24 protein-coding genes are annotated in these 24,431 nt (G+C 59.8%); 11 read left to right on the forward strand and 13 right to left on the reverse strand.

Annotated features, from left to right (window positions below):
- Positions 1-163: 163 nt before the first annotated feature.
- A complete protein-coding gene (locus tag IF654_RS21575; protein WP_047281916.1) occupies positions 164-2,611 on the reverse strand; it encodes a glycogen/starch/alpha-glucan phosphorylase in 2,448 nt (815 codons plus the stop codon).
- Between the two features lie 252 nt (positions 2,612-2,863).
- Here IF654_RS21575 and IF654_RS21580 point away from each other — a divergent pair, with 252 nt between their 5' ends.
- Positions 2,864-3,301 carry a YkgJ family cysteine cluster protein gene (locus IF654_RS21580; protein ID WP_047281788.1) on the forward strand — a complete coding sequence of 146 codons (438 nt, stop codon included), beginning with the start codon at positions 2,864-2,866 and terminating at the stop codon, positions 3,299-3,301.
- Between the two features lie 141 nt (positions 3,302-3,442).
- On the opposite strand, the gene typA is transcribed toward IF654_RS21580, so the two are convergent.
- Positions 3,443-5,263, reverse strand: coding sequence for a translational GTPase TypA (gene typA, locus IF654_RS21585; RefSeq protein ID WP_047272916.1), 1,821 nt, complete (start codon positions 5,261-5,263; stop codon positions 3,443-3,445).
- Positions 5,264-5,402: 139 nt separating this feature from the next.
- Positions 5,403-6,857 carry a tRNA uracil 4-sulfurtransferase ThiI gene (gene thiI, locus IF654_RS21590; protein ID WP_047279755.1) on the reverse strand — a complete coding sequence of 485 codons (1,455 nt, stop codon included), beginning with the start codon at positions 6,855-6,857 and terminating at the stop codon, positions 5,403-5,405.
- Positions 6,858-7,193: 336 nt separating this feature from the next.
- Between thiI and glnA the strand changes: the two genes are divergently transcribed.
- From glnA to ntrC, 5 genes are all read left to right on the forward strand, one after another.
- Positions 7,194-8,600 (forward strand): glutamate--ammonia ligase, encoded by a 1,407-nt coding sequence (glnA, locus tag IF654_RS21595; RefSeq protein ID WP_047272914.1) that lies wholly within the window; start codon positions 7,194-7,196, stop codon positions 8,598-8,600.
- A gap of 188 nt (positions 8,601-8,788) precedes the next feature.
- The gene (locus IF654_RS21600; protein ID WP_186349983.1) at positions 8,789-9,211 is read left to right on the forward strand and encodes a cupin domain-containing protein; all 423 of its coding nucleotides are present in this window, start codon (positions 8,789-8,791) and stop codon (positions 9,209-9,211) included.
- A gap of 7 nt (positions 9,212-9,218) precedes the next feature.
- Complete coding sequence (locus IF654_RS21605; protein WP_194862078.1) at positions 9,219-9,743, forward strand: DUF4124 domain-containing protein; 525 nt, start codon at positions 9,219-9,221, stop codon at positions 9,741-9,743.
- A gap of 267 nt (positions 9,744-10,010) precedes the next feature.
- The gene (glnL, locus tag IF654_RS21610; RefSeq protein WP_047272912.1) at positions 10,011-11,096 is read left to right on the forward strand and encodes a nitrogen regulation protein NR(II); all 1,086 of its coding nucleotides are present in this window, start codon (positions 10,011-10,013) and stop codon (positions 11,094-11,096) included.
- Entirely contained in the window at positions 11,093-12,526 is a 1,434-nt protein-coding gene (gene ntrC, locus IF654_RS21615) for a nitrogen regulation protein NR(I) (protein WP_047281744.1), read from the forward strand. Before glnL ends, ntrC begins: the two co-directional genes overlap by 4 nt.
- A gap of 338 nt (positions 12,527-12,864) precedes the next feature.
- Here ntrC and IF654_RS21620 read toward each other — a convergent pair whose 3' ends face one another.
- Positions 12,865-13,305, reverse strand: coding sequence for a hypothetical protein (locus tag IF654_RS21620; RefSeq protein ID WP_047272910.1), 441 nt, complete (start codon positions 13,303-13,305; stop codon positions 12,865-12,867).
- Here IF654_RS21620 and trmL point away from each other — a divergent pair.
- The gene (gene trmL / locus IF654_RS21625; protein ID WP_019824836.1) at positions 13,304-13,759 is read left to right on the forward strand and encodes a tRNA (uridine(34)/cytosine(34)/5-carboxymethylaminomethyluridine(34)-2'-O)-methyltransferase TrmL; all 456 of its coding nucleotides are present in this window, start codon (positions 13,304-13,306) and stop codon (positions 13,757-13,759) included. The two genes, IF654_RS21620 and trmL, sit on opposite strands and share 2 nt — an antisense overlap.
- 60 nt (positions 13,760-13,819) lie before the next feature.
- Here trmL and secB read toward each other — a convergent pair whose 3' ends face one another.
- Genes secB through IF654_RS21640 form a run of 3 tightly spaced genes read right to left on the reverse strand, consistent with a single transcriptional unit; the run spans position 13,820 to position 15,014 of the window.
- The gene (secB, locus tag IF654_RS21630) at positions 13,820-14,302 is read right to left on the reverse strand and encodes a protein-export chaperone SecB (RefSeq protein ID WP_047272909.1); all 483 of its coding nucleotides are present in this window, start codon (positions 14,300-14,302) and stop codon (positions 13,820-13,822) included.
- 41 nt (positions 14,303-14,343) lie between these two features.
- The gene (gene grxC, locus IF654_RS21635; RefSeq protein ID WP_047272908.1) at positions 14,344-14,598 is read right to left on the reverse strand and encodes a glutaredoxin 3; all 255 of its coding nucleotides are present in this window, start codon (positions 14,596-14,598) and stop codon (positions 14,344-14,346) included.
- Positions 14,599-14,600: 2 nt separating this feature from the next.
- Positions 14,601-15,014, reverse strand: coding sequence for a rhodanese-like domain-containing protein (locus tag IF654_RS21640; RefSeq protein WP_047272907.1), 414 nt, complete (start codon positions 15,012-15,014; stop codon positions 14,601-14,603).
- 148 nt (positions 15,015-15,162) lie between these two features.
- Between IF654_RS21640 and gpmI the strand changes: the two genes are divergently transcribed.
- The 4 genes from gpmI (at position 15,163) to IF654_RS21660 (ending at position 20,306) form a co-directional block, all read left to right on the forward strand.
- Positions 15,163-16,695: a 2,3-bisphosphoglycerate-independent phosphoglycerate mutase gene (gpmI, locus tag IF654_RS21645; RefSeq protein ID WP_047281741.1), complete on the forward strand. Its 1,533-nt coding sequence runs from the start codon at positions 15,163-15,165 to the stop codon at positions 16,693-16,695.
- 182 nt (positions 16,696-16,877) lie between these two features.
- Complete coding sequence (locus IF654_RS21650; protein ID WP_047272905.1) at positions 16,878-18,164, forward strand: murein hydrolase activator EnvC family protein; 1,287 nt, start codon at positions 16,878-16,880, stop codon at positions 18,162-18,164.
- A gap of 35 nt (positions 18,165-18,199) precedes the next feature.
- The gene (locus IF654_RS21655) at positions 18,200-19,522 is read left to right on the forward strand and encodes a S41 family peptidase (protein WP_047272904.1); all 1,323 of its coding nucleotides are present in this window, start codon (positions 18,200-18,202) and stop codon (positions 19,520-19,522) included.
- A gap of 1 nt (position 19,523) precedes the next feature.
- Positions 19,524-20,306, forward strand: a complete 783-nt coding sequence (locus IF654_RS21660) for a divergent polysaccharide deacetylase family protein (RefSeq protein WP_047281912.1) — start codon at positions 19,524-19,526, stop codon at positions 20,304-20,306.
- An 84-nt stretch (positions 20,307-20,390) separates the two neighbouring features.
- Here the strand turns inward: IF654_RS21660 and IF654_RS21665 are convergent, their stop codons facing one another.
- The 6 genes from IF654_RS21665 to hisB all read right to left on the reverse strand — a co-directional run bounded on the left by IF654_RS21665 (position 20,391) and on the right by hisB (position 24,265).
- Positions 20,391-21,146: a substrate-binding periplasmic protein gene (locus IF654_RS21665; RefSeq protein WP_047272902.1), complete on the reverse strand. Its 756-nt coding sequence runs from the start codon at positions 21,144-21,146 to the stop codon at positions 20,391-20,393.
- A 72-nt stretch (positions 21,147-21,218) separates the two neighbouring features.
- A complete protein-coding gene (gene hisF / locus IF654_RS21670; protein ID WP_003438568.1) occupies positions 21,219-21,989 on the reverse strand; it encodes an imidazole glycerol phosphate synthase subunit HisF in 771 nt (256 codons plus the stop codon).
- 10 nt (positions 21,990-21,999) lie between these two features.
- On the reverse strand, positions 22,000-22,737 hold the full coding sequence (gene hisA, locus IF654_RS21675) for a 1-(5-phosphoribosyl)-5-[(5-phosphoribosylamino)methylideneamino]imidazole-4-carboxamide isomerase (RefSeq protein WP_047279760.1): 738 nt from the start codon (positions 22,735-22,737) through the stop codon (positions 22,000-22,002).
- Between the two features lie 39 nt (positions 22,738-22,776).
- Positions 22,777-23,034 (reverse strand): DUF2164 domain-containing protein, encoded by a 258-nt coding sequence (locus IF654_RS21680; RefSeq protein WP_047281739.1) that lies wholly within the window; start codon positions 23,032-23,034, stop codon positions 22,777-22,779.
- Positions 23,034-23,672 carry an imidazole glycerol phosphate synthase subunit HisH gene (gene hisH, locus IF654_RS21685; RefSeq protein WP_047272899.1) on the reverse strand — a complete coding sequence of 213 codons (639 nt, stop codon included), beginning with the start codon at positions 23,670-23,672 and terminating at the stop codon, positions 23,034-23,036. The genes IF654_RS21680 and hisH overlap by 1 nt, the downstream gene beginning before the upstream one ends.
- Positions 23,672-24,265 carry an imidazoleglycerol-phosphate dehydratase HisB gene (gene hisB / locus IF654_RS21690; RefSeq protein WP_047272898.1) on the reverse strand — a complete coding sequence of 198 codons (594 nt, stop codon included), beginning with the start codon at positions 24,263-24,265 and terminating at the stop codon, positions 23,672-23,674. Before hisB ends, hisH begins: the two co-directional genes overlap by 1 nt.
- Positions 24,266-24,431 lie beyond the last annotated feature (166 nt).

The following is a 24,431-nucleotide window of genomic DNA, read 5'->3' on the forward strand; positions in this document are numbered from 1 at the left end:
GCGCAGTTTAACGCGTGTTGCCGTGCAAATCTTCTAATCAGACTCAGATCCGGCCGAGCGGGTTCAGTTGACGGCCAAAAACAGCCAAAACCCGTGGCCACCGACCCGTGACGAGGCTGCGTGCGCTCGCAGCCTCGGGGGTTGGACAGCCGCTATAAGGCGGTTACAGCGCCTTCCAGATCTCGGTCGCGTATTCACGAATGGTGCGGTCGGAGGAAAACCAGCCCATGCGTGCTGTATTGAGCACCGCCGCGCGCCACCACGCGTCCGTGTCGTGCCACAGATGTTCGACGCGCATTTGCGCATCCCAATAAGCGTCGAAGTCGGCGCAGACGTGAAAACGGTCGTACTCGGTCAACGCGTCAATCAGACCGGTGTAACGCGCCGGGTCATCGTGGGAGAACACCCCGCCGCGAATCGCCTGCAAAACGTCGTTGAGCCGGTGGGACGCGGCGATCTCCGGCCCTGCGTTGAACTCGCCATTGCGCTTGCGCGCTTCGACCTGTTGCGCGGTGAGACCGAAGATAAACATGTTTTCTGCGCCGACCCGCTCGCACATTTCGACGTTGGCACCGTCCAGCGTGCCAATGGTCAACGCCCCGTTGAGCCCGAATTTCATGTTGCTGGTGCCGGACGCCTCATACCCGGCAGTGGAGATTTGCTCGGACAAATCGGCCGCCGGGATGATGTTCTCCGCCAGGCTGACGTTGTAGTTGGGCAGGAACACCACTTTGAGCAGACCGCGCACAGTGGGGTCGTGGTTGATGGTGCGCGCAATGTCGTTGGTCAGCTTGATGATGAGTTTGGCCTGTTGATAACTGGCCGCCGCTTTGCCGGCAAAGATCTTCACCCGCGGCACCCAGCGGTTGCCCGGCTCGGCGCGTATGGCCTGATACAGCGCCACGGTGTGCAGCAGGTTCAGCAACTGGCGCTTGTACTCGTGGATGCGTTTGACCTGCACATCGAACATGGCTTCGGGGTTGACCACGATGCCCAGGCGCTCATAAATCAACGCCGCCAGGGTGCATTTGCTTTGCAGGCGCTGTTCAGCGAACTGCTTGCGGAAGTCCGCGCGCCCGGCGAACGGTTCCAGTTGAATCAGGTTGTGCTCGGGATCGTCCTGAAACTGCGGGCCCAGCGCATCGACCAACAGCGCCGTCAGCGGCGGGTTGGACTGGTAAAGCCAGCGTCGGAAGGTCACGCCGTTGGTTTTGTTGTTGATACGGTCCGGGTACAGCTTGTGCATGTGCGAGAACACGGTGCTGCGCATCAATTGCGTGTGCAGCCCTGACACGCCGTTGACGCTGTGGCACCCCAAAAACGCCAGATTGCCCATGCGCACGCGGCGGCCGTTGTCTTCCTCGATCAAGGACACGGCGCGCAGCACGTCAAAGTCATGCACGCCCTGTTCGCGCAGCGAATCGATATGCAGCCCGTTAATCAGGTAAATGATCTGCATATGCCGGGGCAGCAAGCGCTCCATCAGCCCCACCGGCCAGGTTTCGAGCGCCTCGGGGAGCAAGGTGTGGTTGGTGTAGGCCAACGTTTCGACCGTGACCTTCCAGGCAGCGCCCCACTCCACGTCGTGCTCATCGACCAGCAGGCGCATCAGCTCCGCGACAGCGATGGACGGATGGGTGTCATTGAGCTGAATGGCCACGTGGTCACCGAGGTCAAGCAAGGCGAAGCCCTGATCGAGATGGCGCCGGATCAAGTCCCGCAACGACGCCGCCACGAAGAAGTATTCCTGACGCAGGCGCAGTTCCTGCCCGGCTTCATTGCTGTCCGCCGGGTACAGCACCCGCGAAATGCTCTCAGCGCGCACCACTTCCGCAACCGCGCCCAAGTGGTCACCGGCATTGAAGCGTTCGAGGTGCATCTCATGCACGGCCCTGGACCGCCACAAGCGCAACGTGTTGACGCTGGCACCGCGCCAGCCCACGACCGGGGTGTCGTAAGCAATCGCACGCACGGTTTCGCCCGGCCACCAAACCTGCCGCGGATGCCCCTGTTCGTCGACTTTGGTTTCGACCGCCCCGCCAAAGCCAATGAGGTACACCACCTCCGGCCGCTCAAACTCCCATGGGTTGCCGAAGTCCAGCCAGTTTTCGGTCTGCTCCTGTTGCCAGCCGTCGACGATGCTCTGGCGGAACAACCCGTGCTCATAGCGAATGCCGTAGCCGTGGGCTGCGACACCCAGGGTGGCCATGCTTTCCATGAAGCACGCCGCCAGACGGCCCAGCCCGCCATTGCCTAGCGCGGCATCGGGTTCGAGCAGGCGGATCTGCTCCAGGTCGACCCCCAGTTCGGTCAGCGCTTGGCGTGCGATATCCAGCAAGCCCAGGTTGCTGAGGCTGTCGTACAGCAAACGGCCGATCAAAAATTCCAGCGACAGGTAATACACCCGCTTTTGGCCTTTGCGGTAAATCTGCCGCGTGTTGTCCATCCAGTGCTCGACCATATGGTCGCGGGCGGCCAGCGCAATGGCCTCGAACCAGTCATGGTCGAACGCGTGTTCCGGGTCCTTGCCCACCGCGTAGGTCAGTTTGGCCAGTACGGCGGCGCGGAAGGCCGCCACTTGTGCATCACAAACAAGCGGTTCCTGGGACATCGATGCAACCTCAAGCGAGATGAAGCGATTTTAAGAACGAATGGTGTCAGCCTAGACGCTCTGACAGAAGGTGGCGGGTTGTGTTCGAGATTTTTGCGCGCGCCTGCGGCTAAAACGGGCGGGCGAATGGCGCACCGGATTGGGGCAACACGCGGCGCTGCCGGGGATTGAGCAAAAAACCGGCAAATGGTTGTTCAATTCTTGTTCAACCCCGGTATGATCGCGCGCCCTGTTACACGCTGGAATATAAGCCTGATGAAGTCCAACCTGATCGCCGCCGCGGAAATCGACCGTCTCGATACGTGGGCCAAATACACCGCGCCCATGTGCGGCTCCTGCATTTCCAGCTGCTGCACCCTGCCGGTCGAGGTCAAGGTCAAAGACTTGATCCGCATCGGGCTGGTGGATGAATTCGAACTGGGCGACCCGCCAAAGAACATCGCCAAGCGTCTGCAAAAAGAAGGGATTGTGGAACGTTTCAACCAGAAGTCGGGCATCTTCACGTTGCAGCGCATGAGCAACAACGACTGCCTGTACCTGGACCGCAAATCGCGCATGTGCACCATCTATGACAAGCGCCCCGACACGTGCCGCAACCACCCGCGCATCGGGCCGCGCCCAGGCTACTGCGCCTATATTCCCAAAGCGGTTGAACGCAAGAACAGCAGCGTTAAATTGATGGATTTTTAAGCCGCACAGCCCCCTCACCCCGGCCCTCTCCCAATGGGAGAGAACGGGGGGATGAGGCAACAATGCCCCCAAACGACGAACATAAAAAAACGCCCCCGACCGCAAGGTCGGGGGCGTTTTTGTAACCGCTAACTAATTAACTTAGTTTTTGGCTTTTTTGGCAGCGCGGGTACGCTCGCCTTCGTCCAGGATCTTCTTACGAAGACGGATGGACTTAGGCGTCACTTCGCACAGCTCGTCGTCCTGGATGAATTCCAGAGCCTGTTCCAGGGTGAAGCGAACAGGTGGAACCAGAGCGATGGTTTCGTCTTTACCCGAAGCACGCATGTTGTCGAGCTTCTTGCCCTTGGTAGGGTTAACGCCCATGTCGGTGTCACGGCTGTTCAGGCCCACGATCTGACCGTTGTAGATCTCTTGACCGTGCTCAACGAACAGCTTGCCACGCGCCTGCAGGGTTTCCAGGGAGTAGGTCAGCGCCTTGCCTGTTTCAACCGATACCAGAACGCCGTTCTGACGGCCGGACATGTGGCCGGACTTCATCACATCGTAACGATCGAAGATCGAGGTCAGGATGCCAGCACCGTTGGTCAGGGTCAGGAACTGGTTACGGAAACCGATCAGACCGCGAGCAGGGATGTTGTATTCCAGACGTACACGGCCCTTGCCATCCGGCACCATGTTGGTCAGGTCGCCCTTACGCAGGCCCATCTCTTCCATCACCTTGCCCTGAGATTCTTCTGGCAGGTCGATGGTGACGTTTTCGAACGGTTCGTGCTTAACGCCGTCAACCATGCGGATGATTACTTCTGGACGGCCAACGCCCATTTCGAAGCCTTCGCGACGCATGGTTTCGATCAGAACCGACAGGTGCAATTCACCACGGCCCGATACTTTGAACTTGTCAGCCGAGTCGCCTTCTTCAACGCGCAGAGCAACGTTGTACAGCAGCTCTTTGTCCAGACGTTCCTTGATGTTACGGGACGTCACGAACTTGCCTTCTTTACCGCAGAATGGCGAGTCGTTTACCTGGAAGGTCATGGAAACGGTTGGCTCGTCAACGGTCAACGGCTTCATCGCTTCAACGTTCATCGGGTCGCACAGGGTGTCGGAGATGAACAGCGAGTCCATACCGCTGATGCAAACGATGTCGCCGGCAGCCGCTTCTTCAACGTCTACACGGTGCAGACCGTGGTGACCCATCAGCTTCAGGATACGACCGTTGCGGCGCTTGCCGTCAGCGTCGATGGCCACAACCGGGGTGTTCGGCTTGACGCGACCACGTGCAATACGGCCAACGCCGATAATGCCCAGGAAGCTGTTGTAGTCCAGTGCCGAGATTTGCATCTGGAACGGACCGTCACGGTCTACGGCTGGTGCTGGTACGTTGTCGACGATCGACTGGTACAGCGGGGTCATGTCTTCAGCCATGTCGGTGTGGTCAAGACCAGCAATACCGTTCAGGGCAGAGGCGTAAACCACTTTGAAGTCCAGCTGTTCTTCAGTAGCGCCCAGGTTGTCGAACAGATCGAAGATCTGGTCCAGAACCCAATCAGGACGCGCGCCCGGACGGTCAACCTTGTTGATAACCACGATTGGACGCAGGCCGGCTTCGAACGCCTTCTTGGTCACGAAACGGGTTTGCGGCATAGGGCCGTCTTGAGCGTCAACCAGCAGCAGAACGGAGTCAACCATCGACATTACGCGTTCTACTTCACCGCCGAAGTCGGCGTGGCCCGGGGTGTCCACGATGTTGATGTGGTAGCCGTTCCAGTTGATGGCGGTGTTTTTCGCCAGAATGGTAATACCGCGCTCTTTCTCCTGGTCGTTGGAGTCCATCACGCGCTCGTCGTTGAGCTCGCCGCGCTCCAGAGTGCCGGATTGACGCAAGAGTTTGTCTACCAGGGTGGTTTTACCGTGGTCAACGTGAGCAATGATGGCGATGTTGCGTAGATTTTCGATCACTTGTGTATCTCGATCAGAGGATTCGGTGTGCTGACAGGTCGTGGCAGCGATTAACAATAGAGTCAGGCCTTGCCGTTACAACTTGACGGCGGCGTCGGGGGGCCGGTGACGCAGGCCACAGGCATACAGCCCCGGGCTCTTAGCTCGGTCGATAAACGCGCACATTGGCATGTCCCTCACTGAGCAAATGGTGAGCATGCAGGCGACTCATCACGCCTTTGTCGCAATACAACAGGTACTGACGGGTGTCATCCAGTTCCTTGAAGCGGCTGTTCAGAGCATAGAACGGCAACGCTTGTACTTCGATGCCAGCCAGTTCCAGCGGCTGATCTTCCTGGGCATCCGGGTGACGGATGTCGAGGACGATCTGGCCCGCCAGCACTTCGCTGACCTCTTCGACTTGCAAGTCCTGGCCCAATTCATCGATGACCCGATCAATCGGCACCAGTTTGGCCCGCTCAAGCGCACGCTCAAGCACGGCCATATCAAACTGTTGTTCTTCGTACTCCACGCGCGGACGTTTGGCGTGGGTCTTGGGGTTGACCGAAATCACCCCGCAATATTCAGGCATGTGTTTGGCGAAGTCGGCAGTGCCGATCTCAGTCGCCAAATCGATGATGTCCTGCTTGTGGCTGGCGATCAGCGGGCGCAAGACCAGTTTGTCGGTCACGCAGTCGATCACGGACAGGTTGGGCAGCGTCTGGCTGGACACCTGCGAGATCGCCTCGCCCGTCACCAGTGCGTCGATATCGAGCCGGTCCGCAATACGGGACGCAGCGCGCAACATCATACGCTTCAAAATGACGCCCATATGACTGTTATCGACTTTGCCGAGAATTTCGCCCAGCACTTCTTCGAACGGCACGCTGACAAACAGCACCCGCTGCGAGCTGCCGTACTTCTTCCATATATAGTGCGCGACTTCCATCACGCCCAGTTCATGGGCACGGCCGCCGAGGTTGAAGAAGCAAAAATGGCTCATCAGGCCGCGGCGCATGATCTGGTAAGCCGCGACGGTAGAGTCGAAACCACCGGACATCAGCACCAGCGTCTGTTCCAGCGCGCCCAGCGGGTAGCCGCCAATGCTGTCGTGCTGGTTGTGAATCACAAACAACCGTTGGTCGCGAATTTCGATCCGGACTTCGATTTCCGGGTTTTTCAGCGAGATTCCGGCCGCACCGCACTCACGACGCAGCTTGCTGCCCACATATTTCTCGACGTCCATCGAGGAAAACGGGTGCTTGCCCGCGCGCTTGCAGCGCACCGAAAAGACCTTGCCGGCCAGCGAGTCGCCGAAGTGCAGTTTGCACTTCTCGACGATGTCGTCGAAGTCGCCCAACGGGTACTCATCCACCTGCAGAAAATGCGCGATGCCCGGCATGCAGCTCAGGCGTTCGGTCATCTCTTTCAGGGCTTTGGGGTCGCTCACACGCGTTTGCAGCTCGATGTTGTCCCACACACCGCTCACTACCACAGCCGGGTCCAGATCGCGGAGCACGGTACGGATGTTTTTGGCCAATTGACGGACAAAACGCATCCGAACCGGGCGGCTCTTGATAGTGATCTCGGGGAAGACTTTAACGATTAGTTTCATGAAAACAGCGCGCGAGCAGCCTGCCAAAAAAGGGGGGCGCGGATTATAGCGGAAATTGCTCAAGGTTTAACCAGTTATCGTACAAACGGTTTTGGCCGCACCAAAATAGAGCAAAAGGGCGGGTTTTCGCTTCATTTGAGTGCGATAACAGGCACGAATCGGTAGGCTGCACCGCTTACCTGCCTGAGTTTGGCGCATTACACCCAAGTCAGGGCACTGGCATGCAATTTGCTCCCTTGTGAGGCAGGTTGCCTTGGCAGAGTATTCGCGCCGGCATCAAGCACATTACTAAGGGCGCACCACTACTTACCCGCCCGAAGCCACCCCGGAGGACATATGTCGAAGTCGGTTCAACTCATCAAAGATCATGACGTCAAGTGGATTGATCTGCGCTTCACGGACACCAAAGGTACTCAGCACCACGTGACCATGCCGGCCCGTGATGCGCTCGATGAAAACTTCTTCACCGACGGCAAGATGTTCGACGGCTCCTCCATCGCTGGCTGGAAAGGCATCGAAGCTTCCGACATGATCCTGCTGCCAGACGACAGCACAGCGGTCCTGGACCCGTTCACCGAGCAGCCAACGCTGATCCTGGTGTGCGACATCATCGAACCTTCGACCATGCAAGGCTATGACCGCGACCCGCGTGCGATCGCCAACCGTGCCGAGGAATACCTGAAGTCCACCGGTATCGGCGACACCGTATTCGTTGGTCCGGAGCCTGAGTTCTTCATCTTCGACGAAGTGAAATTCAAGTCCGACATCTCCGGCTCCATGTTCAAGATCTACTCCGAACAAGGTTCGTGGATGTCCGACCAGGACGTTGAAGGCGGCAACCGTGGCCACCGTCCAGGCATCAAGGGCGGCTACTTCCCGGTTCCACCGTTCGACCACGACCACGAAATCCGTACCTCCATGTGCAACGCCATGGAAGAAATGGGCCTGGTCATCGAAGTTCATCACCACGAAGTGGCAACGGCTGGCCAGAACGAAATCGGCGTGCAGTTCAACACCCTGGTGAAAAAGGCTGACGAAGTTCAGACCCTGAAGTACTGCGTACACAACGTGGCTGACGCTTACGGCCGCACCGCGACCTTCATGCCCAAGCCGCTGTACGGCGACAACGGTTCAGGCATGCACGTGCACATGTCCATCTCCAAAGAAGGCAAGAACACCTTCGCTGGCGAAGGCTATGCCGGTCTGTCCGACACCGCTCTGTACTTCATCGGCGGCATCATCAAGCACGGTAAGGCCCTGAACGGCTTCACCAACCCGTCGACCAACTCCTACAAGCGTCTGGTGCCAGGCTTCGAAGCGCCGGTGATGCTGGCCTACTCGGCACGCAACCGTTCTGCCTCGATCCGTATTCCTTACGTGTCCAGCCCCAAGGCTCGCCGTATCGAAGCCCGTTTCCCGGACCCGGCAGCCAACCCATACCTGTGCTTCGCAGCACTGATGATGGCGGGTCTGGACGGTATCCAGAACAAGATCCACCCGGGCGACGCCGCCGACAAAAACCTGTACGACCTGCCGCCTGAAGAGGCGAAAGAAATCCCGCAGGTGTGCGGCAGCTTGAAAGAAGCGCTGGAAGAACTGGACAAGGGCCGTGCGTTCCTGACCAAAGGCGGCGTGTTCAGCGACGATTTCATCGACGCTTACATCGCCCTGAAAAGCGAAGAAGAAATCAAAGTACGCACCTTCGTACACCCACTGGAATACGAGCTGTACTACAGCTGCTAATCCCGTGACACCGGCGCTGGCCGCGTGAATAAAAAACCTCCTTCGGGAGGTTTTTTTTTACTCGTTCTTACACCGATTCCAGCCCCGGCTTGCACGGCAGATCTCTCCTGACCGACAGCCAGTCCCCGCCGTTCTGCGTAGCGTGAGTCCACTCAATCACGGCTTTAAAACCACGCAAGGATTCGCTGATGGTGCGCTCACGTCTTATCCCCTCCTCCCTGTTCATCACTGCCTGCCTGAGCCTGACGGGCTGTGCGCAGACCTCAACCGCCGTACAGACCGAACCGCTCCTTAAAACCGCACACGCCTGGGAAGGGACGCGCTACGAGGCGTACCCCGAGGGGCGGCCAGAATTAAGCGTGTTGAAAATTACCATTCCCGCCAAAACCACCCTCAACTGGCACACCCACCCAATGCCCAATGCGGCGTATCTGATTTCCGGCGAACTGCTCGTAGAAACCCGCGACGGCAAACACACCCGGCTCAAGCCCGGTCAGGTGCTGCCTGAGGTGGTGAACGTGCCTCACCGCGGAACCAGCGGCAACACGCCCGTGGAACTGATCGTTTTTTACGCGGGCGCCACAGGCCTGCCGCTCTCCAAACCCGACTGAGCCCGCCATGCATAGTTTTGTGCTGCTGACCCTTGGGCTGATCGCCGTGCCCGGTGCTGCGCAACCTTACACATACATCGACGAGGGCGGCACACCCCACTACACCGACACGCCCAGCCGCCATGTGCTCAGCGCGCCGGTGGTGCTGACACCCCTCAATCGGCTCCCGGCACGGGCAATAGACCCGCAGACCAATCCGCAGGCGTTATTACCCGAGCGTGAAAGCCCGCCGGTGCTCTTCAGGTACACCGTGCTGGAAGTCAGCGGCCTGCCCGAAGGTCAAGCCCTGAGGGCCAACAACGGGACGTTCAGCGTTCAGGTGCGGGTCGAGCCGCCGCTTCGAGCGGGGCACCGCCTCCAGTTAGTACTGGACGGCACGCCCTACGGTGTTCCCGGCCGCTCACGCGAGATAAAGCTGGATAACGTTGACCGGGGAGAACACCGCCTCGCCGCGCGCATTCTGCACGGCAACACCGAGGTGCAACGCAGTGCTGACGCGACATTTCACCTGCAACGCGCGCGCTTGATTTAGCGCTCTTCACGCCCTGAGCCGACCCTGTGCAGGCGAACTGAATGCTTTCACCAAAAATTGCACTATATTGGTGCATAGATAACCGTTTTTTGAAGCCCTGCGGTCCACTTTGGTTCGACTCGCCGCGTGAAGCCTTCGTTTTCGCCCAATAAACCACCTGTAACGCCTTATTTCTGGCGAATCGCGCTTCTTTTCGGAGCCTTGGTTTGGTTTTTGCATTTTCCTCGTCTCAGCGTGTAACCCGCGCACGTAATCCGGGATCGGCCCATGACCATCAGTGATGCCTTGCACCGACTGCTACTCGACAACCTGACCACAGCGACCCTGCTGCTCAATGCCGACTTGCGCCTTGAGTACATGAACCCCGCAGCCGAGATGCTACTGGCCATCAGCGGTCAACGCAGTCATGGGCAATTCATCAGCGAACTGTTCACCGAATCCACCGAAGCCCTGCATTCATTGCGCCAGGCCGTTGAACAGGCACACCCGTTCACCAAGCGTGAAGCCATGCTGACCTCGCTCACCGGTCAAACCCTGACCGTGGACTACGCCGTTACGCCGATCCTGAGCGCAGGCACCACGCTGCTACTGCTCGAAGTGCATCCGCGTGACCGCTTGCTGCGCATCACCAAAGAAGAAGCCCAGCTGTCCAAGCAAGAGACCAGCAAAATGCTGGTGCGCGGGCTGGCCCACGAAATCAAGAACCCCTTGGGCGGTATCCGCGGGGCCGCCCAGCTACTGGCTCGCCAGTTACCGGACGAAGGCTTGCGTGACTACACCAACGTCATCATTGAAGAAGCCGACCGCCTGCGTAACCTGGTGGACCGCATGCTGGGCTCCAACAAGCTGCCGCTGCTGGCCATGACCAATGTGCACGAAGTCCTGGAACGGGTCTGCAACCTGGTCGAGGCCGAGACCCAGGGCAGCATCACCCTGGTGCGCGACTACGACCCCAGCCTGCCCGACCTGCTGATCGACCGTGAGCAAATGATTCAGGCCGTGCTCAATATCGTGCGCAATGCGATGCAGGCCATCGGCGGCCAAAACGAACTGCGGCTGGGGCGTATCACCCTGCGCACCCGCGCCATGCGCCAGTTCACCATTGGCCATATTCGCCATCGACTGGTCACCAAAATCGAAATCATCGACAACGGGCCGGGCATCCCGGCCGAGTTGCAAGACACCCTCTTCTTCCCGATGGTCAGCGGCCGCCCGGACGGTACCGGACTCGGGCTGGCCATCACCCAGAACATCATCAGTCAGCATCAGGGGTTGATCGAGTGTGAAAGCCACCCCGGCCACACGCTCTTCTCGATCTTTCTGCCACTGGAACAAGGAGCCGCATCGACATGAGCCGAAGTGAAACCGTGTGGATCGTCGACGACGACCGTTCAATCCGCTGGGTCCTGGAAAAAGCCTTGCAACAGGAAGGCATGACCACACAAAGCTTCGACAGCGCCGATGGTGTCATGAGTCGCCTGGCTCGCCAGCAACCGGACGTGATCATTTCCGATATCCGCATGCCGGGTGCCAGCGGCCTGGATTTGCTGGCCAGGATCCGCGAGCAACACCCGCGCCTGCCCGTGATTATCATGACCGCGCACTCGGACCTGGACAGCGCGGTCGCGTCCTATCAGGGCGGCGCCTTTGAGTACCTGCCCAAGCCATTTGACGTCGATGAAGCCGTGTCGCTGGTCAAGCGCGCCAATCAGCACGCGCAGGAGCAGCAAGGCTTGTCTGTGGCGCCTGCGCTGGCTCCAACGCCTGAAATCATCGGTGAAGCGCCAGCGATGCAAGAAGTGTTTCGCGCCATCGGCCGCTTGAGCCATTCCAACATCACCGTACTGATCAATGGCGAGTCGGGCACCGGCAAAGAGCTGGTCGCCCACGCCTTGCACCGCCACAGCCCGCGTGCTGCCTCGCCCTTTATTGCGCTGAACATGGCCGCCATCCCCAAAGACCTGATGGAGTCCGAGCTGTTCGGCCACGAAAAAGGCGCGTTTACCGGCGCAGCCAACTTGCGCCGCGGGCGCTTTGAGCAAGCCGACGGCGGCACCCTGTTTCTGGATGAAATCGGTGACATGCCGGCCGATACGCAAACCCGCCTGCTGCGGGTGCTGGCCGACGGCGAGTTCTACCGTGTCGGCGGGCACACACCGGTCAAGGTCGACGTGCGCATCATCGCCGCCACCCACCAGAACCTCGAAACCCTGGTGCAGGCGGGCAAGTTCCGCGAAGACTTGTTCCACCGCCTGAACGTCATCCGCATCCACATCCCGCGCCTGTCCGACCGCCGCGAAGACATCCCGACCCTGGCCCGCCATTTTCTCAGCAGCGCGGCGCAAGAGTTGTCCGTCGAGCCCAAGCTGCTCAAGGCCGAAACCGAGCAATACCTGAAAAACCTGCCATGGCCCGGCAACGTGCGCCAGCTGGAGAACACTTGCCGCTGGATCACCGTGATGGCGTCAGGCCGCGAAGTCCACATCAGCGACCTGCCCCCCGAACTGCTCAACCTGCAGCACGACGCATCGCCCGTCACCAACTGGGAGCAGGCCTTGCGCCAGTGGGCCGATCAGGCGCTGGCCCGGGGTCAGTCCAACTTGCTGGACAGCGCTGTGCCGACGTTTGAACGCATTATGATCGAGACCGCCCTCAAGCACACCGCCGGGCGCCGTCGCGACGCCGCCGTGCTGCTGGGCTGGGGACGCAACACCCTGACCCGCAAGATCAAAGAACTCGGAATGAAGATTGATGGCGACGAGGACGACGGCGACGACACCTGATTCACCGCGCCGTAAGACCGGCCTCGCACCCTTGGCTGGCAGCATGCACCATTTGCGTGCACCGCTCTGACTCAAGGGTTTCAGGCTCACTGCGTGTCATAAACTGCGACCTGACAAAAAAGCCCCGGAATCCGGGGCTTTTGCGTCTGTGGTCATTTTTTTGTGAGCCCGTTGCAAAAACTGGCACGCACCCTGCAATAACCCTGATAACGCTTTAGGGGACCCTGGTACAGGCAGGCCAGGACTCCCCACTTTTACACCCGCGACCTTGATGCCCTGTGCATCAACGCGCACCCCGGTTTGGGGAACCCGGTACAGGCAGGCCGGACTTCCCTCTTTTATTGCTCACGCAGATTGACCTGCAAACGCCAGCGCCCGTCCTGCGGCGCACCGACCCAGTCGCCCTGCAGCGCACGGGCCGCCACCACCGTCAGCAACAACCCACCGTCGGTGCGTCGCACCCGCCAGTTAACCTCTTTACCGTTGAGCGTGAACTGACCGTTCTGCGCCTTGCCCTGGGCATCGAACAACAGACCCACCGTGCCGTCGACCATCTCCCCATGCAGCTTGGGCTCATCGCTGAACCACACCGCCAGGGCGCCCGGCAACACCTCTACGTGCTGCAATTGAACCGGCTCGGGCGTGGTCAACCGACCAATCATCATGCCCACCATTAACCCGACAATCGCCAAAGAACCCAAAACACGCGGCCAGAGTTTAGGTCGCGGGTCCTCTTCGGGAGTAGAATCGTGCCCATCTTTACGTTCGGAGCCGTGCATGTTTCACGTCATCCTTTTTCAACCAGAAATTCCGCCGAATACCGGCAACATTATCAGGCTGTGCGCCAACAGCGGCTGCCACCTGCATTTGATTGAGCCCATCGGCTTTGAGCTCGACGACAAGCGCCTGCGCCGCGCCGGGCTCGATTACCACGAGTATGCGCCGCTCAAGCGCCATGCCGATCTGGCCAGTTGCCTTGAAAGCCTGGGGCATCCGCGCCTGTTCGCCTTCACCACCAAAGGCTCAAAGCCGTTTCACGACGTTCAGTTTGCCGAGGGCGATGCCTTTATCTTCGGCCCTGAAAGCCGTGGCCTGCCGCCTGAAGTGCTCGACGCACTGGACGGCGAGCACCGCTTGCGCCTGCCGATGCGCGAAGGCTGCCGCAGCCTGAACCTGTCCAACACCGTGGCCGTCGCGGTGTATGAAGCCTGGCGTCAGTTGGGCTTCAAGTAATACAGGGCCAGCCCCATAAAAAAAGCGCCGTTACGGCGCTTTTTTTGTCACATCGGCTGTTTATTGAACAGTCGGCGTGCCTTCTTCCTGCATGCGCTGCAGCTCTTGCGCGTACAGGGCATCGAAGTTCACCGGCGACAGCATCAGGGCCGGGAACGAACCACGGGTCACCAGGCTGTCCAGGGTTTCACGGGCATAAGGGAACAGGATGTTCGGGCAGAACGCGCCGAGCGTGTGGTTCATCGAGCCCGCATCAAGGTTTTTGATCAGGAAGATGCCAGCCTGTTGCACTTCAGCAATGAACGCCACTTCTTCAGCGTTTTTGACCGTGACCGACAAGGTCAGCACGACTTCGTAGAAATCACCTTCCAGCGGCTTCTGACGAGTGTTCAGATCCAGCGCAACGGTCGGTTCCCACTGCTGACGGAAGATGGCCGGGCTTTTCGGCGCTTCGAACGACAGGTCACGCACGTAGATACGCTGCAGCGAGAATTGTGGGGAAGTATCGTCTTCAGTCGCAGCGGTGTTCTGTTGGTCAGTCATCACAGATCCTTGTTGATCTTGGGGCTTATAGAGAATGAGAGTCAGACGTGCAGCAGCGCGTCCAATTTACCGGCACGCTCAAGCGCAAACAGGTCATCGCAGCCGCCAACGTGCGTGTCACCGATCCAGATTTGCGGCACGGAGGTACGGCCTGCTTTCTGGGCCATGTCGGCGCGCACCTGTGGCTTGCCATCGACCTTGATTTCCTCAAAGGCGACGCCTTTCTTTTCTAGCAGGGCCTTGGCCCGCATGCAGTAGGGGCAATAGTCGCTGGAATACACGGTGACCTTGGACATGGTTACTTCACCACAGGCAGGTTATCGGCGCGCCAGCTGGCGATGCCACCGGACAACTTGGCTGCGTTGTACCCGGCTTTCAACAGTTCACGCGCATGGGAACCGGAGTGCTGGCCTTGAGCGTCAACCAGGATCAGGGTCTTGCCCTTGTGCTTGTCGAGCTCGGCAATGCGCGCCATCAGCTTGTCTTGCGGAATGTTCAACGCCCCCACGATGTGGCCGGCAGCGAAGTCCTTGGCCGGGCGAATATCAATCACCACACCCTCGTCGCGGTTGACCAGGCCGGTCAGTTCGCCGGTGCTGATGCTACGTCCGCCACGGCTCATTTCGTGGGCAATCAACAACGCCAGCAGGATGACAAACGCGCCCACCAACAGGTAGTGAGAAGTGGCAAATGCAATCAGGTGATCAACCATCAGAAGGTTCCAGGGTCGTAAAATGTGGGCCAGTATACACAGCCGCCTTGGTCGGCCAAACCCCGCCCGGCGGTGACGCCACATGAACTTCGCTTTAAACTGCCCGTCCTCTGCAACCCTTCTTCTAAACCAGCCACGAGTGGGATCTATGACTACCACGCCTAAACCTTTGGTCCTGATCATCCTGGATGGCTTCGGTCACAGTGAAAGCCACGAATACAACGCCGTTTATTCGGCCAAGAAACCGGTGCTCGATCGTCTCTGCGCAAGCATGCCAAACGGCCTGATCTCAGGTTCAGGCATGGATGTCGGCCTGCCGGACGGGCAAATGGGCAACTCCGAGGTTGGCCACATGAACCTGGGCGCTGGCCGCGTGGTGTATCAAGACTTCACCCGTATCACCAAATCGATCCGCGATGGCGAGTTCTTCGAAAACCCGACCCTTTGCGCGGCGGTCGACAAGGCTGTTGCCCAGGGCAAGGCCGTGCACATCATGGGCCTGCTGTCCGACGGTGGCGTGCATAGCCATCAGGACCACCTGGTGGCCATGGCCGAACTGGCGTTCAAGCGCGGCGCCGAAAAAATCTACCTGCACGCGTTCCTGGATGGCCGTGACACCCCGCCCAAAAGCGCGTCCTCTTCGATTGAGTTGCTGGACGAGGCCTTCAAAGACCTCGGCAAGGGCCGCATTGCGAGCTTGATCGGTCGCTACTTCGCCATGGACCGCGATAACCGCTGGGACCGCGTCGAGCAAGCGTACAACCTGATTGTCGATGGCAAAGGCCAGTTCAACGCCGCCACCGCCCAAGAAGGCCTGGAAGCGGCGTATGCCCGTGGCGAAAGCGACGAATTCGTCAAAGCCACCACCCTCGGCGAGCCGGTCACCGTTGAAGACGGCGATGCCGTGGTGTTCATGAACTTCCGCGCCGACCGCGCCCGCGAGCTGAGCCGCGCGTTCGTCGAAGACGACTTCACGGCGTTTGCGCGTGCCCGTCAGCCAAAACTGGCCGACTTTGTGATGCTGACCCAATACGCGGCCAGCATTCCGGCTCCGAGCGCATTCGCGCCGGGCAGCCTGGAAAACGTGCTGGGCGATTACCTGGCGAAAAACGGCAAAACCCAGCTGCGCATTGCCGAAACCGAAAAATACGCCCACGTGACCTTCTTCTTCTCAGGCGGCCGCGAAGAACCATTCCCGGGCGAAGAACGCATCCTGGTGCCCTCACCGAAAGTCGCGACCTACGACCTGCAGCCTGAAATGAGCGCGCCCGAAGTCACCGACAAAATCGTCGATGCCATTGAGCACCAGCGTTACGACGTGATCGTGGTCAACTACGCCAACGGCGACATGGTGGGCCACAGCGGCGTGTTCGATGCCGCCGTCAAAGCCGTGGAATGCCTGGACACCTGCGTGGGCCGGATTGTCGAAGCGCTGGAAAAAGTCGGCGGCGAAGCCCTGATTACGGCCGACCACGGCAACGTCGAGCAGATGTCCGACGCGTGCACCGGCCAGGCGCACACGGCTCACACCTGCGAGCCGGTGCCGTTCATTTATGTCGGCAAACGCAACCTCAAGGTGCGTGAGGGCGGCGTCCTGGCCGACGTGGCACCGACCATGCTCAAGTTGCTGGGCTTGCCACAGCCAGCAGAAATGACCGGCAAATCGATCCTGGTCGACTAATGTAAACCTGTGACGCTGGCACAGGCTGCCCACAAGGACGGTGCAACGCTCAAGCAAACTGGCGTATGCACCGCCCTTCACAGCCTGCGGCAGCGACTACGGGTATTTCATCTCACGGATTTCTCATACTTAACGAGGGCGGGCATACTAGGCCGTCCCATTCCCCAGGTGTCGCCCGCCCCATGCTCCGCGCCCTTATAGCCCTGACTCTCACGTGCATGCTGCAACCGGCTTTTGCCGATGAGCGTGCGCAAACCCAACAACAGCTTGAAGCCACCCGCCAGGACATCGGCGAGCTGAAAAAACTGCTCGGCAAACTCCAGGAAGAAAAGTCCGGCGTGCAGAAAGACCTGCGCAGCACCGAGACCGACATCGGCAAGCTGGAAAAACAGGTAGAGGAGCTCCAAAAAGAACTAAAAAAGAGTGAAGGCGAGCTGCTGCGCCTTGATAGTGAGAAAAAAAAACTCAACAGCGCAAAAGTTGAACAGCAACGCCTGATCGCCATTCAGGCCCGTGCCGCGTATCAGGGCGGCCGTCAGGAATACCTGAAAATGCTGCTCAACCAACAACACCCCGAAAAATTCGCCCGCACCCTGACCTATTACGACTACCTGAGCCAGGCCCGCCTGGAGCAGCTCAAAGGGTTCAATGAGACCCTGCGCCAACTGGCCAACGTCGAAGCCGACATCAACCAGCAACAGGCGCAATTGTTGACGCAAAAAAGCGACCTCGACAGCCAGCGCGCCGAACTCGACAAGGTCAAAGCCGAGCGCCAGCAAGTCCTGGCCAAGCTCAACAAAGACGTCAAAGACCGCGATCAGAAGTTGCAGGCCCGCGAGCAGGATCAGGCAGATCTGGCTAAAGTCCTCAAGACCATCGAAGAAACCCTGGCGCGTCAGGCACGCGAAGCCGAGGCCGCACGCCAGAAAGCCTTGCTGGCCCAGCAAGAAGCCGAACGTAAACGCCAGCGCGAGGCTGAATCGGTTGTGACCGACGCCCCGCGTAAACCCGTCAAATCAACACCCGGCGCACTGGTCTCCAGCGCCGGGGTTTCGTATGGCGGACCTTTTTCTCAGGCACGCGGCAAACTTCCGTGGCCCGTTGATGGTCGATTGCTTGCGCGTTTCGGTGAAAGCCGTGGCGATGATGCCCGTACCAAGTGGGATGGCGTGATGATCAGCGCAGGCGCGGGCACTCAGGTGCACGCCGTGCATGGCGGACGCGTGGTGTTTGCCGACTGGCTGCGCGGTGCGGGCCAGTTGGTCATCCTGGACCACGGTAATGGCTACTTGAGCTTGTATGGCCACAACCAGACGCTGCTCAAGTCGGCCGGAGACATCGTAAAAGCCGGGGAAGTGATTTCCACCGTGGGTAACAGCGGTGGCCAGGCCACGCCGGCGCTGTATTTTGCTATTCGTCAGCAGGGCCGCCCGAGCGACCCCGCACAATGGTGCCGCGCTCAAGGATGAGCCCATCACCTTTAATACGTAGGAGTTCGCTCAACATGCCGCACTTGTCCCGCCTCAACTCGCTGGCCCTGACAATCGCCCTGGTGATTGCTTCGCCTCTGGCCCTGGCGGCCGGGCAGACTGCCCAGCCCGCCGCCGCTGCCGCCAGTGCCAGCGCCAAGGCCCCGCTGCCGCTGGATGAGCTGCGCACCTTTGCCGAGGTCATGGACCGCATCAAAGCCGCGTACGTTGAGCCGGTGGACGACAAGACCCTGCTCGAAAACGCCATCAAAGGCATGCTCAGCAACCTTGATCCGCACTCTGCGTACCTGGGCCCTGAGGATTTCGCGGAGCTGCAAGAAAGCACCAGCGGCGAATTCGGCGGGCTGGGCATCGAAGTCGGCACCGAAGACGGCAATATCAAAATCGTGTCGCCCATCGACGACACCCCTGCCAGCAAGGCCGGGATTCAGGCAGGCGACTTTATCGTCAAGATCAATGGCCAGCCGACCCGCGGCCTGACCATGACCGAAGCCGTGGACAAGATGCGCGGCAAGGTCGGGCAAAAAATCACCCTGACCCTGGTACGCGATGGCGGCACGCCGTTTGACGTGACCCTCACCCGCGCCAACATCCAGGTCAAAAGCGTGAAAGCGCAATTGCTCGAAGACGGCTACGGCTACATCCGCATCACCCAGTTCCAGGTCAAGACCGGCGAAGAAGTCGCCGCAGCCCTCGCCAAGTTGCGCCGTGACAATGGCAACAAAAAGCTCAAGGGCATCATTCTCGACCTGCGCAACAACCCCGGCGGCGTGCTGCAATCGGCAGTCGAAGTGGTGGATCACTTCATCACCAAGGGCCTGATCGTCTACACCAAAGGGCGGATCGCCAACTCCGAACTGCGTTTCTCGGCCACCGGCAAGGACCTCAGCGAAAACGTACCGCTGGTGGTGCTGATCAACGGCGGCAGCGCCTCGGCCTCGGAAATCGTGGCAGGTGCCCTGCAAGACCAAAAACGCGGCGTGGTCATGGGCACCACCAGCTTCGGCAAAGGCTCGGTGCAAACCGTGCTGCCACTGAACAATGACCGTGCGCTGAAAATCACCACCGCGCTGTATTTCACGCCCAACGGCCGCTCGATTCAGGCCCAGGGCATCGTGCCGGACATCGAAGTCAACCGCGCCAAAATCACCCGCGAGCAAGACACCGAGTACTTCAAGGAAGCCGACCTGCAAGGCCACCTTGGCAATGGCAACGGCGGTGCGGACAAGCCGACCGGCTCTGGCGTGAAAGCCAAGCCGATGCCACAGGATGACGACTTCCAGTTGAGCCAGGCGCTGAGCCTGCTCAAGGGGCTGAGCATTACGCGCGGCAATTGAGATGCGTTTTTCGCTCGTCCTCAGTCTGCTCTGCTGCCTGACCGGTGCCGCCCACGCGGCGCCGGCCAGTCATCCCGCCACCGCGCACAAGGCTTACCTGAGCCTGATCATCGATGACCTGGGGCAAAACCTGCCACGCGACCGCCGCGTGCTGGGCCTGCCCGGCCCGGTCACCACGGCGATCATGCCCGACACGCCCCACGCCGCCGAATTTGCCCGCGAAGCCTACAAGGCGGGCAAGATCGTCATCCTGCACATGCCCATGGACCCGGCCACCGGCCCGTTTGCATGGCACCCCGACTTGCCCCTCGACGAACTTGAAAAACGCCTGAACGCTGCGTTCAAGGCCGTGCCCTACACCAGTGGCATCAATAACCACATGGGCAGCCGCATGACCTCCCAACCCCAGGCCATGGCGTGGTTGATGGGCGACTTGCAGCGTCGGCACAAGTTCTTTGTCGACAGCCGCACCAGCGCGCAAACGGTCGCCGCCGCCGAGGCGCAAAAAATTGGCCTGGCGAGCGTGTCGCGGGACGTCTTTCTGGACGACGTGCGCACTGAGCAGGCCATTACCACGCAGCTTGAAACCGCGATCAAACTCGCCCGCAAGCAAGGCTCGGCGGTGATGATCGGCCACCCATACCCGCAAACACTGGCGGTACTGGAGCGCGAACTGCCCAAGCTCAAAGCCCAGGGCATCGACTGGATTGATATTCGGCAAATGATCGGCGTGCGCAGCAACAAGGCCATGGCCGGGCACGGCAAGGACGGGGTTTACCGCTAAAGGCGCGTGTCGCTACGGGGATGAGGGGGTGGCGGGTTAAGCCGCCGCTGCATGCCCAGAGGGCGACGACAGGCAGGGCGTGAGTTACAAATACTTCGCGCGGATTTTCTCAACCACGCCTTCGGCCCGCAGTTCATCGAGCGCGTTCTGCAATTTGGCAACCACGGCGTCAGGCACTTCTTTATTCAGCGCCAGATACAGTTCGGCCTGATGGAATCGCAACACCGTCTTGAACCCTGAAATGCCCACTTGTCGCGCCAGAAAACGCCCGGCCGGATCGCCCGTGGCCCACAGGTCGATCTTGCCCGCTTGCAGCCTTCTCGCGTTGTCCTGATCGCGCAATACAATCACGGGGTTCAGGCCTTTTTTCTGAAGGTCGAGCGCAATCACGTCTTCTTTGTAGGCGCCGATCCGGTAAGGCCGGGCCTGCTCCAGCGAAGTCAGGCTGATCGGGCTGTCGGCGCGGGCCAGTAACACCCAGTCATCCGGGCCGATGGGCCCGACCCATTTGAACAACGCCTCGCGCTCCGGCACACGGGCGGTGACGAACACGCCAAAGCCGGGTTTTTCCAGGGCAAGGTTGTAGATACGCTCCCAAGGGAACCGCAGGGTCATGCTGTAGGGAATGCCCGCACGGGCAAAGGTAGCGCGCAGTACATCGACGGCGATGCCTTCGAGGTTCTGGTCTTGAGCGAAGTTCTTGCCGTTTTTCGCCATGTTGTAAGGCGGAAAATTCTCAGTCAGCAACACCAGCGACGTTCGTGGAACATCCGCAGCAAACACGGCGCTGGCCAGCAACAGAGTGGCGCTGGCAACAACGGGCACTATTCGTTTCAACATACGGGCGACCTGAATCCATGGCGTGCCCAAGAGTGCCGTGGGCTCGCCATGCTTGTCCAGTAGCCTTTCGGGTTAGCGCACCACGATCCCGCGCTCAGCCATGTAGGCCTTGGCCTCGGGCACGGTGTATTCGCCAAAGTGGAAAATACTCGCCGCCAACACAGCACTGGCGTGGCCTTCAAGGATCCCATCGGCCAAATGCTGAAGGTTGCCGACGCCGCCCGAGGCGATCACCGGGATCCCCAGTGCATCACTGATGGCGCGGGTCACGCCCAGATCGAAACCGCTTTTCATGCCGTCCTGATCCATGCTGGTGAGCAGGATTTCACCCGCGCCCAACCCTTCCATCTTCATCGCCCACTCAACGGCATCCAGCCCGGTTGGCTTGCGCCCGCCGTGGGTGAAGATTTCCCAGCGCGGGGTTTCGCCCGGCAAAGACACCTTCTTGGCGTCAATCGCCACCACGATGCACTGCGAACCGAAATGCTGCGCGGCTTCGCCCACAAACTCAGGATTGAACACGGCAGCCGTATTGATCGAGACCTTGTCTGCGCCCGCATTCAGCAGGTTGCGGATGTCCTGAATGCAGCGCACGCCACCGCCCACGGTCAGCGGGATGAACACCTGGCTGGCCATGCGCTCAACGGTGTGCAGCGTGGTGTCGCGACCATCGACGCTGGCGGTGATGTCGAGGAACGTAATTTCGTCGGCACCCTGCTCATCGTAGCGACGGGCGATTTCGACCGGATCGCCCGCATCGCGGATGTTCTCGAACTTGACGCCCTTTACGACCCGGCCGTTATCCACGTCCAGGCAAGGGATGATGCGTTTGGCTAACGCCATGACGTTCTCCTCAGGCCTTGTAGCTGTCGCAGAAGGCTTGGGCCTCGGCCACATCCAGCGTGCCTTCATAGATTGCACGACCGGTGATGGCACCCACGATGCCCGGCGCCTTGGCGTCCATCAGGGCCTTGATATCGCCCAGGTTGTGGATGCCGCCCGAGGCGATCACAGGGATGGTGGTCGCGGCCGCCAGCGCAGCGGTGTAGCTCACGTTGCAACCCTGCATCATGCCGTCTTTGGCGATGTCGGTATAAACAATGGCCGACACGCCGTCTGCTTCAAAACGCTTGGCCAGATCGATCACTTGCACGCTGCTGACTTCTGCCCAGCCATCAGTGGCCACAAAGCCGTCTTTAGCGTCCATGCCCACGATGATCTTGCCGGGGAAGGCACGGCAGGCCTCAGCCACGAACTCAGGGTTCTTCACCGCTTTGGTGCCCAGAATCACGTAGCTCACGCCCGCCTTGACGTAGTGCTCGATGGTTTCCAGCGAGCGGATTCCGCCGCCGATCTGGATCGGCAAATGCGGATAACGCTTGGCAATGGCCGTGACCACGTCGCCATTGACCGGCTGGCCTTCAAACGCGCCGTTCAAGTCGACCAGGTGCAAGCGGCGGCAACCGCCGTCTACCCATTTGGCGGCCATGCTCACCGGGTCATCGGAGAACACCGTGGAATCTTCCATGCGGCCCTGGCGCAGACGTACACAGGCACCGTCTTTAAGATCGATAGCGGGGATAATCAGCATCTGGCAAACCTTTAAATTCGGGAGTCAACGACTCGGAAATCAGTTCTTTTCGAGCGCCCACAGGTCGCTTTCGATGCTCTCGAACCTCTCTTTGAGGTGCGCCTGCACATCGAAAATCGCGCGATTGTAGTAATGCGGCGCGATTTCGCGGGTGAACAGCTCAAGGATTTCAGCCGCCTCGAACGAACCGAGGTTCAGTTCGAAACGGTCTTCCATAAAGCGTTTGATCTTGCTGTTGGCTTCGTTCTCTTGCTCGGGGGTGAGCGTGAGAATCGGCGGCTTTGGCTTGCGCGCCATTACCAGCGGCCGTCCCAGGCCACGAAGTTTTCCAGCAACTGCAAGCCGTGGGTATGGCTTTTTTCGGGGTGGAATTGCACCGCGAAGCGCGAGCCTTCAGCCAGCGCGGCGGCAAAATCGACGCCGTAATGCCCGCCACCCACTACCTGCCGGGGGTTGCCCGCTGCGATGTAGTAGCTGTGAACAAAGTAGAAGCGCGCCAGGTCCGGGATGCTGTGCCACAGAGGGTGATCGACCTTCTGTTGCACTTCGTTCCAGCCCATGTGCGGCACTTTGAGGTGCTCGCCGTTTTCGTGCAGGTCTTTGCCAAAAAACTTCACCTGACCGGGGAACAGGCCAATGCAGTCGACCCCGCCGTTCTCTTCACTGCTGTCGAGCAAGGCTTGCATGCCGACGCAAATGCCGAGGAACGGACGGTCCTGACTGACTTCGCGCACCAGCGCGTCGAAACCCAGGCGACGGATTTCCGCCATGCAGTCGCGAATCGCGCCCACACCGGGAAACACCACACGGTCGGCTTCACGGATCACGTCCGCATCGCTGGTAATCAGCACGCGACCGGCGCCGACGTGTTCCAGCGCCTTGGCGACCGAGTGCAGGTTACCCATGCCGTAATCGATGACCGCCACTGTCTGCATCAGAGCACGCCCTTGGTAGAAGGCATTTGCCCGGCCATGCGCTCATCGAGCGTAATCGCCATGCGCAGCGCGCGGCCGAACGCCTTGAACACGGTTTCGATCTGGTGGTGCGTATTGGTGCCGCGCAGGTTGTCGATGTGCAGCGTCACGTTGGCGTGGTTCACGAAGCCCTGAAAGAACTCCTGAAACAGGTCAACGTCAAAGCCGCCCACGGTGGCGCGGGTATAGGGAATATGCATTTGCAGGCCCGGACGGCCGGAAAAGTCGATGACCACACGCGACAGCGCTTCATCCAGCGGGACATAGGCGTGGCCGTAGCGGGTCATGCCTTTTTTGTCGCCAACCGCCTGGCTGAAGGCTTTACCGAGGGTAATGCCGACGTCTTCGACGGTATGGTGATCGTCGATATGCAGGTCGCCTTTGCACTCGATGTCCAGGTCGATCAGCCCATGTCGGGCGATCTGGTCGAGCATGTGCTCAAGAAAAGGCACACCGATATCGAATCGGGCCTTACCGGTACCATCCAAGTTGATCGAGGCTTTGATCTGGGTTTCCAGAGTATCGCGCTCGACTGACGCCTTACGTTCGGCCATCACCAGCTCCGCAAAATCATTGGGCGAAAAAGGTGGCCATTATAGGCACGGGTCCGGCAAACAGAAACACGCAAGGGGATAAGTCTGACAGAGAGGGGGTTCGCGCCTCAGGCACAGCGGTTGCCCGAGGCCGCGAGAGGGGCGCCACCCTTGCGGCGGCGCCCGA

It is taken from the genome of Pseudomonas lundensis, from assembly GCF_015377145.2.
GTDB classification, from domain to species: domain Bacteria; phylum Pseudomonadota; class Gammaproteobacteria; order Pseudomonadales; family Pseudomonadaceae; genus Aquipseudomonas; species Aquipseudomonas lundensis.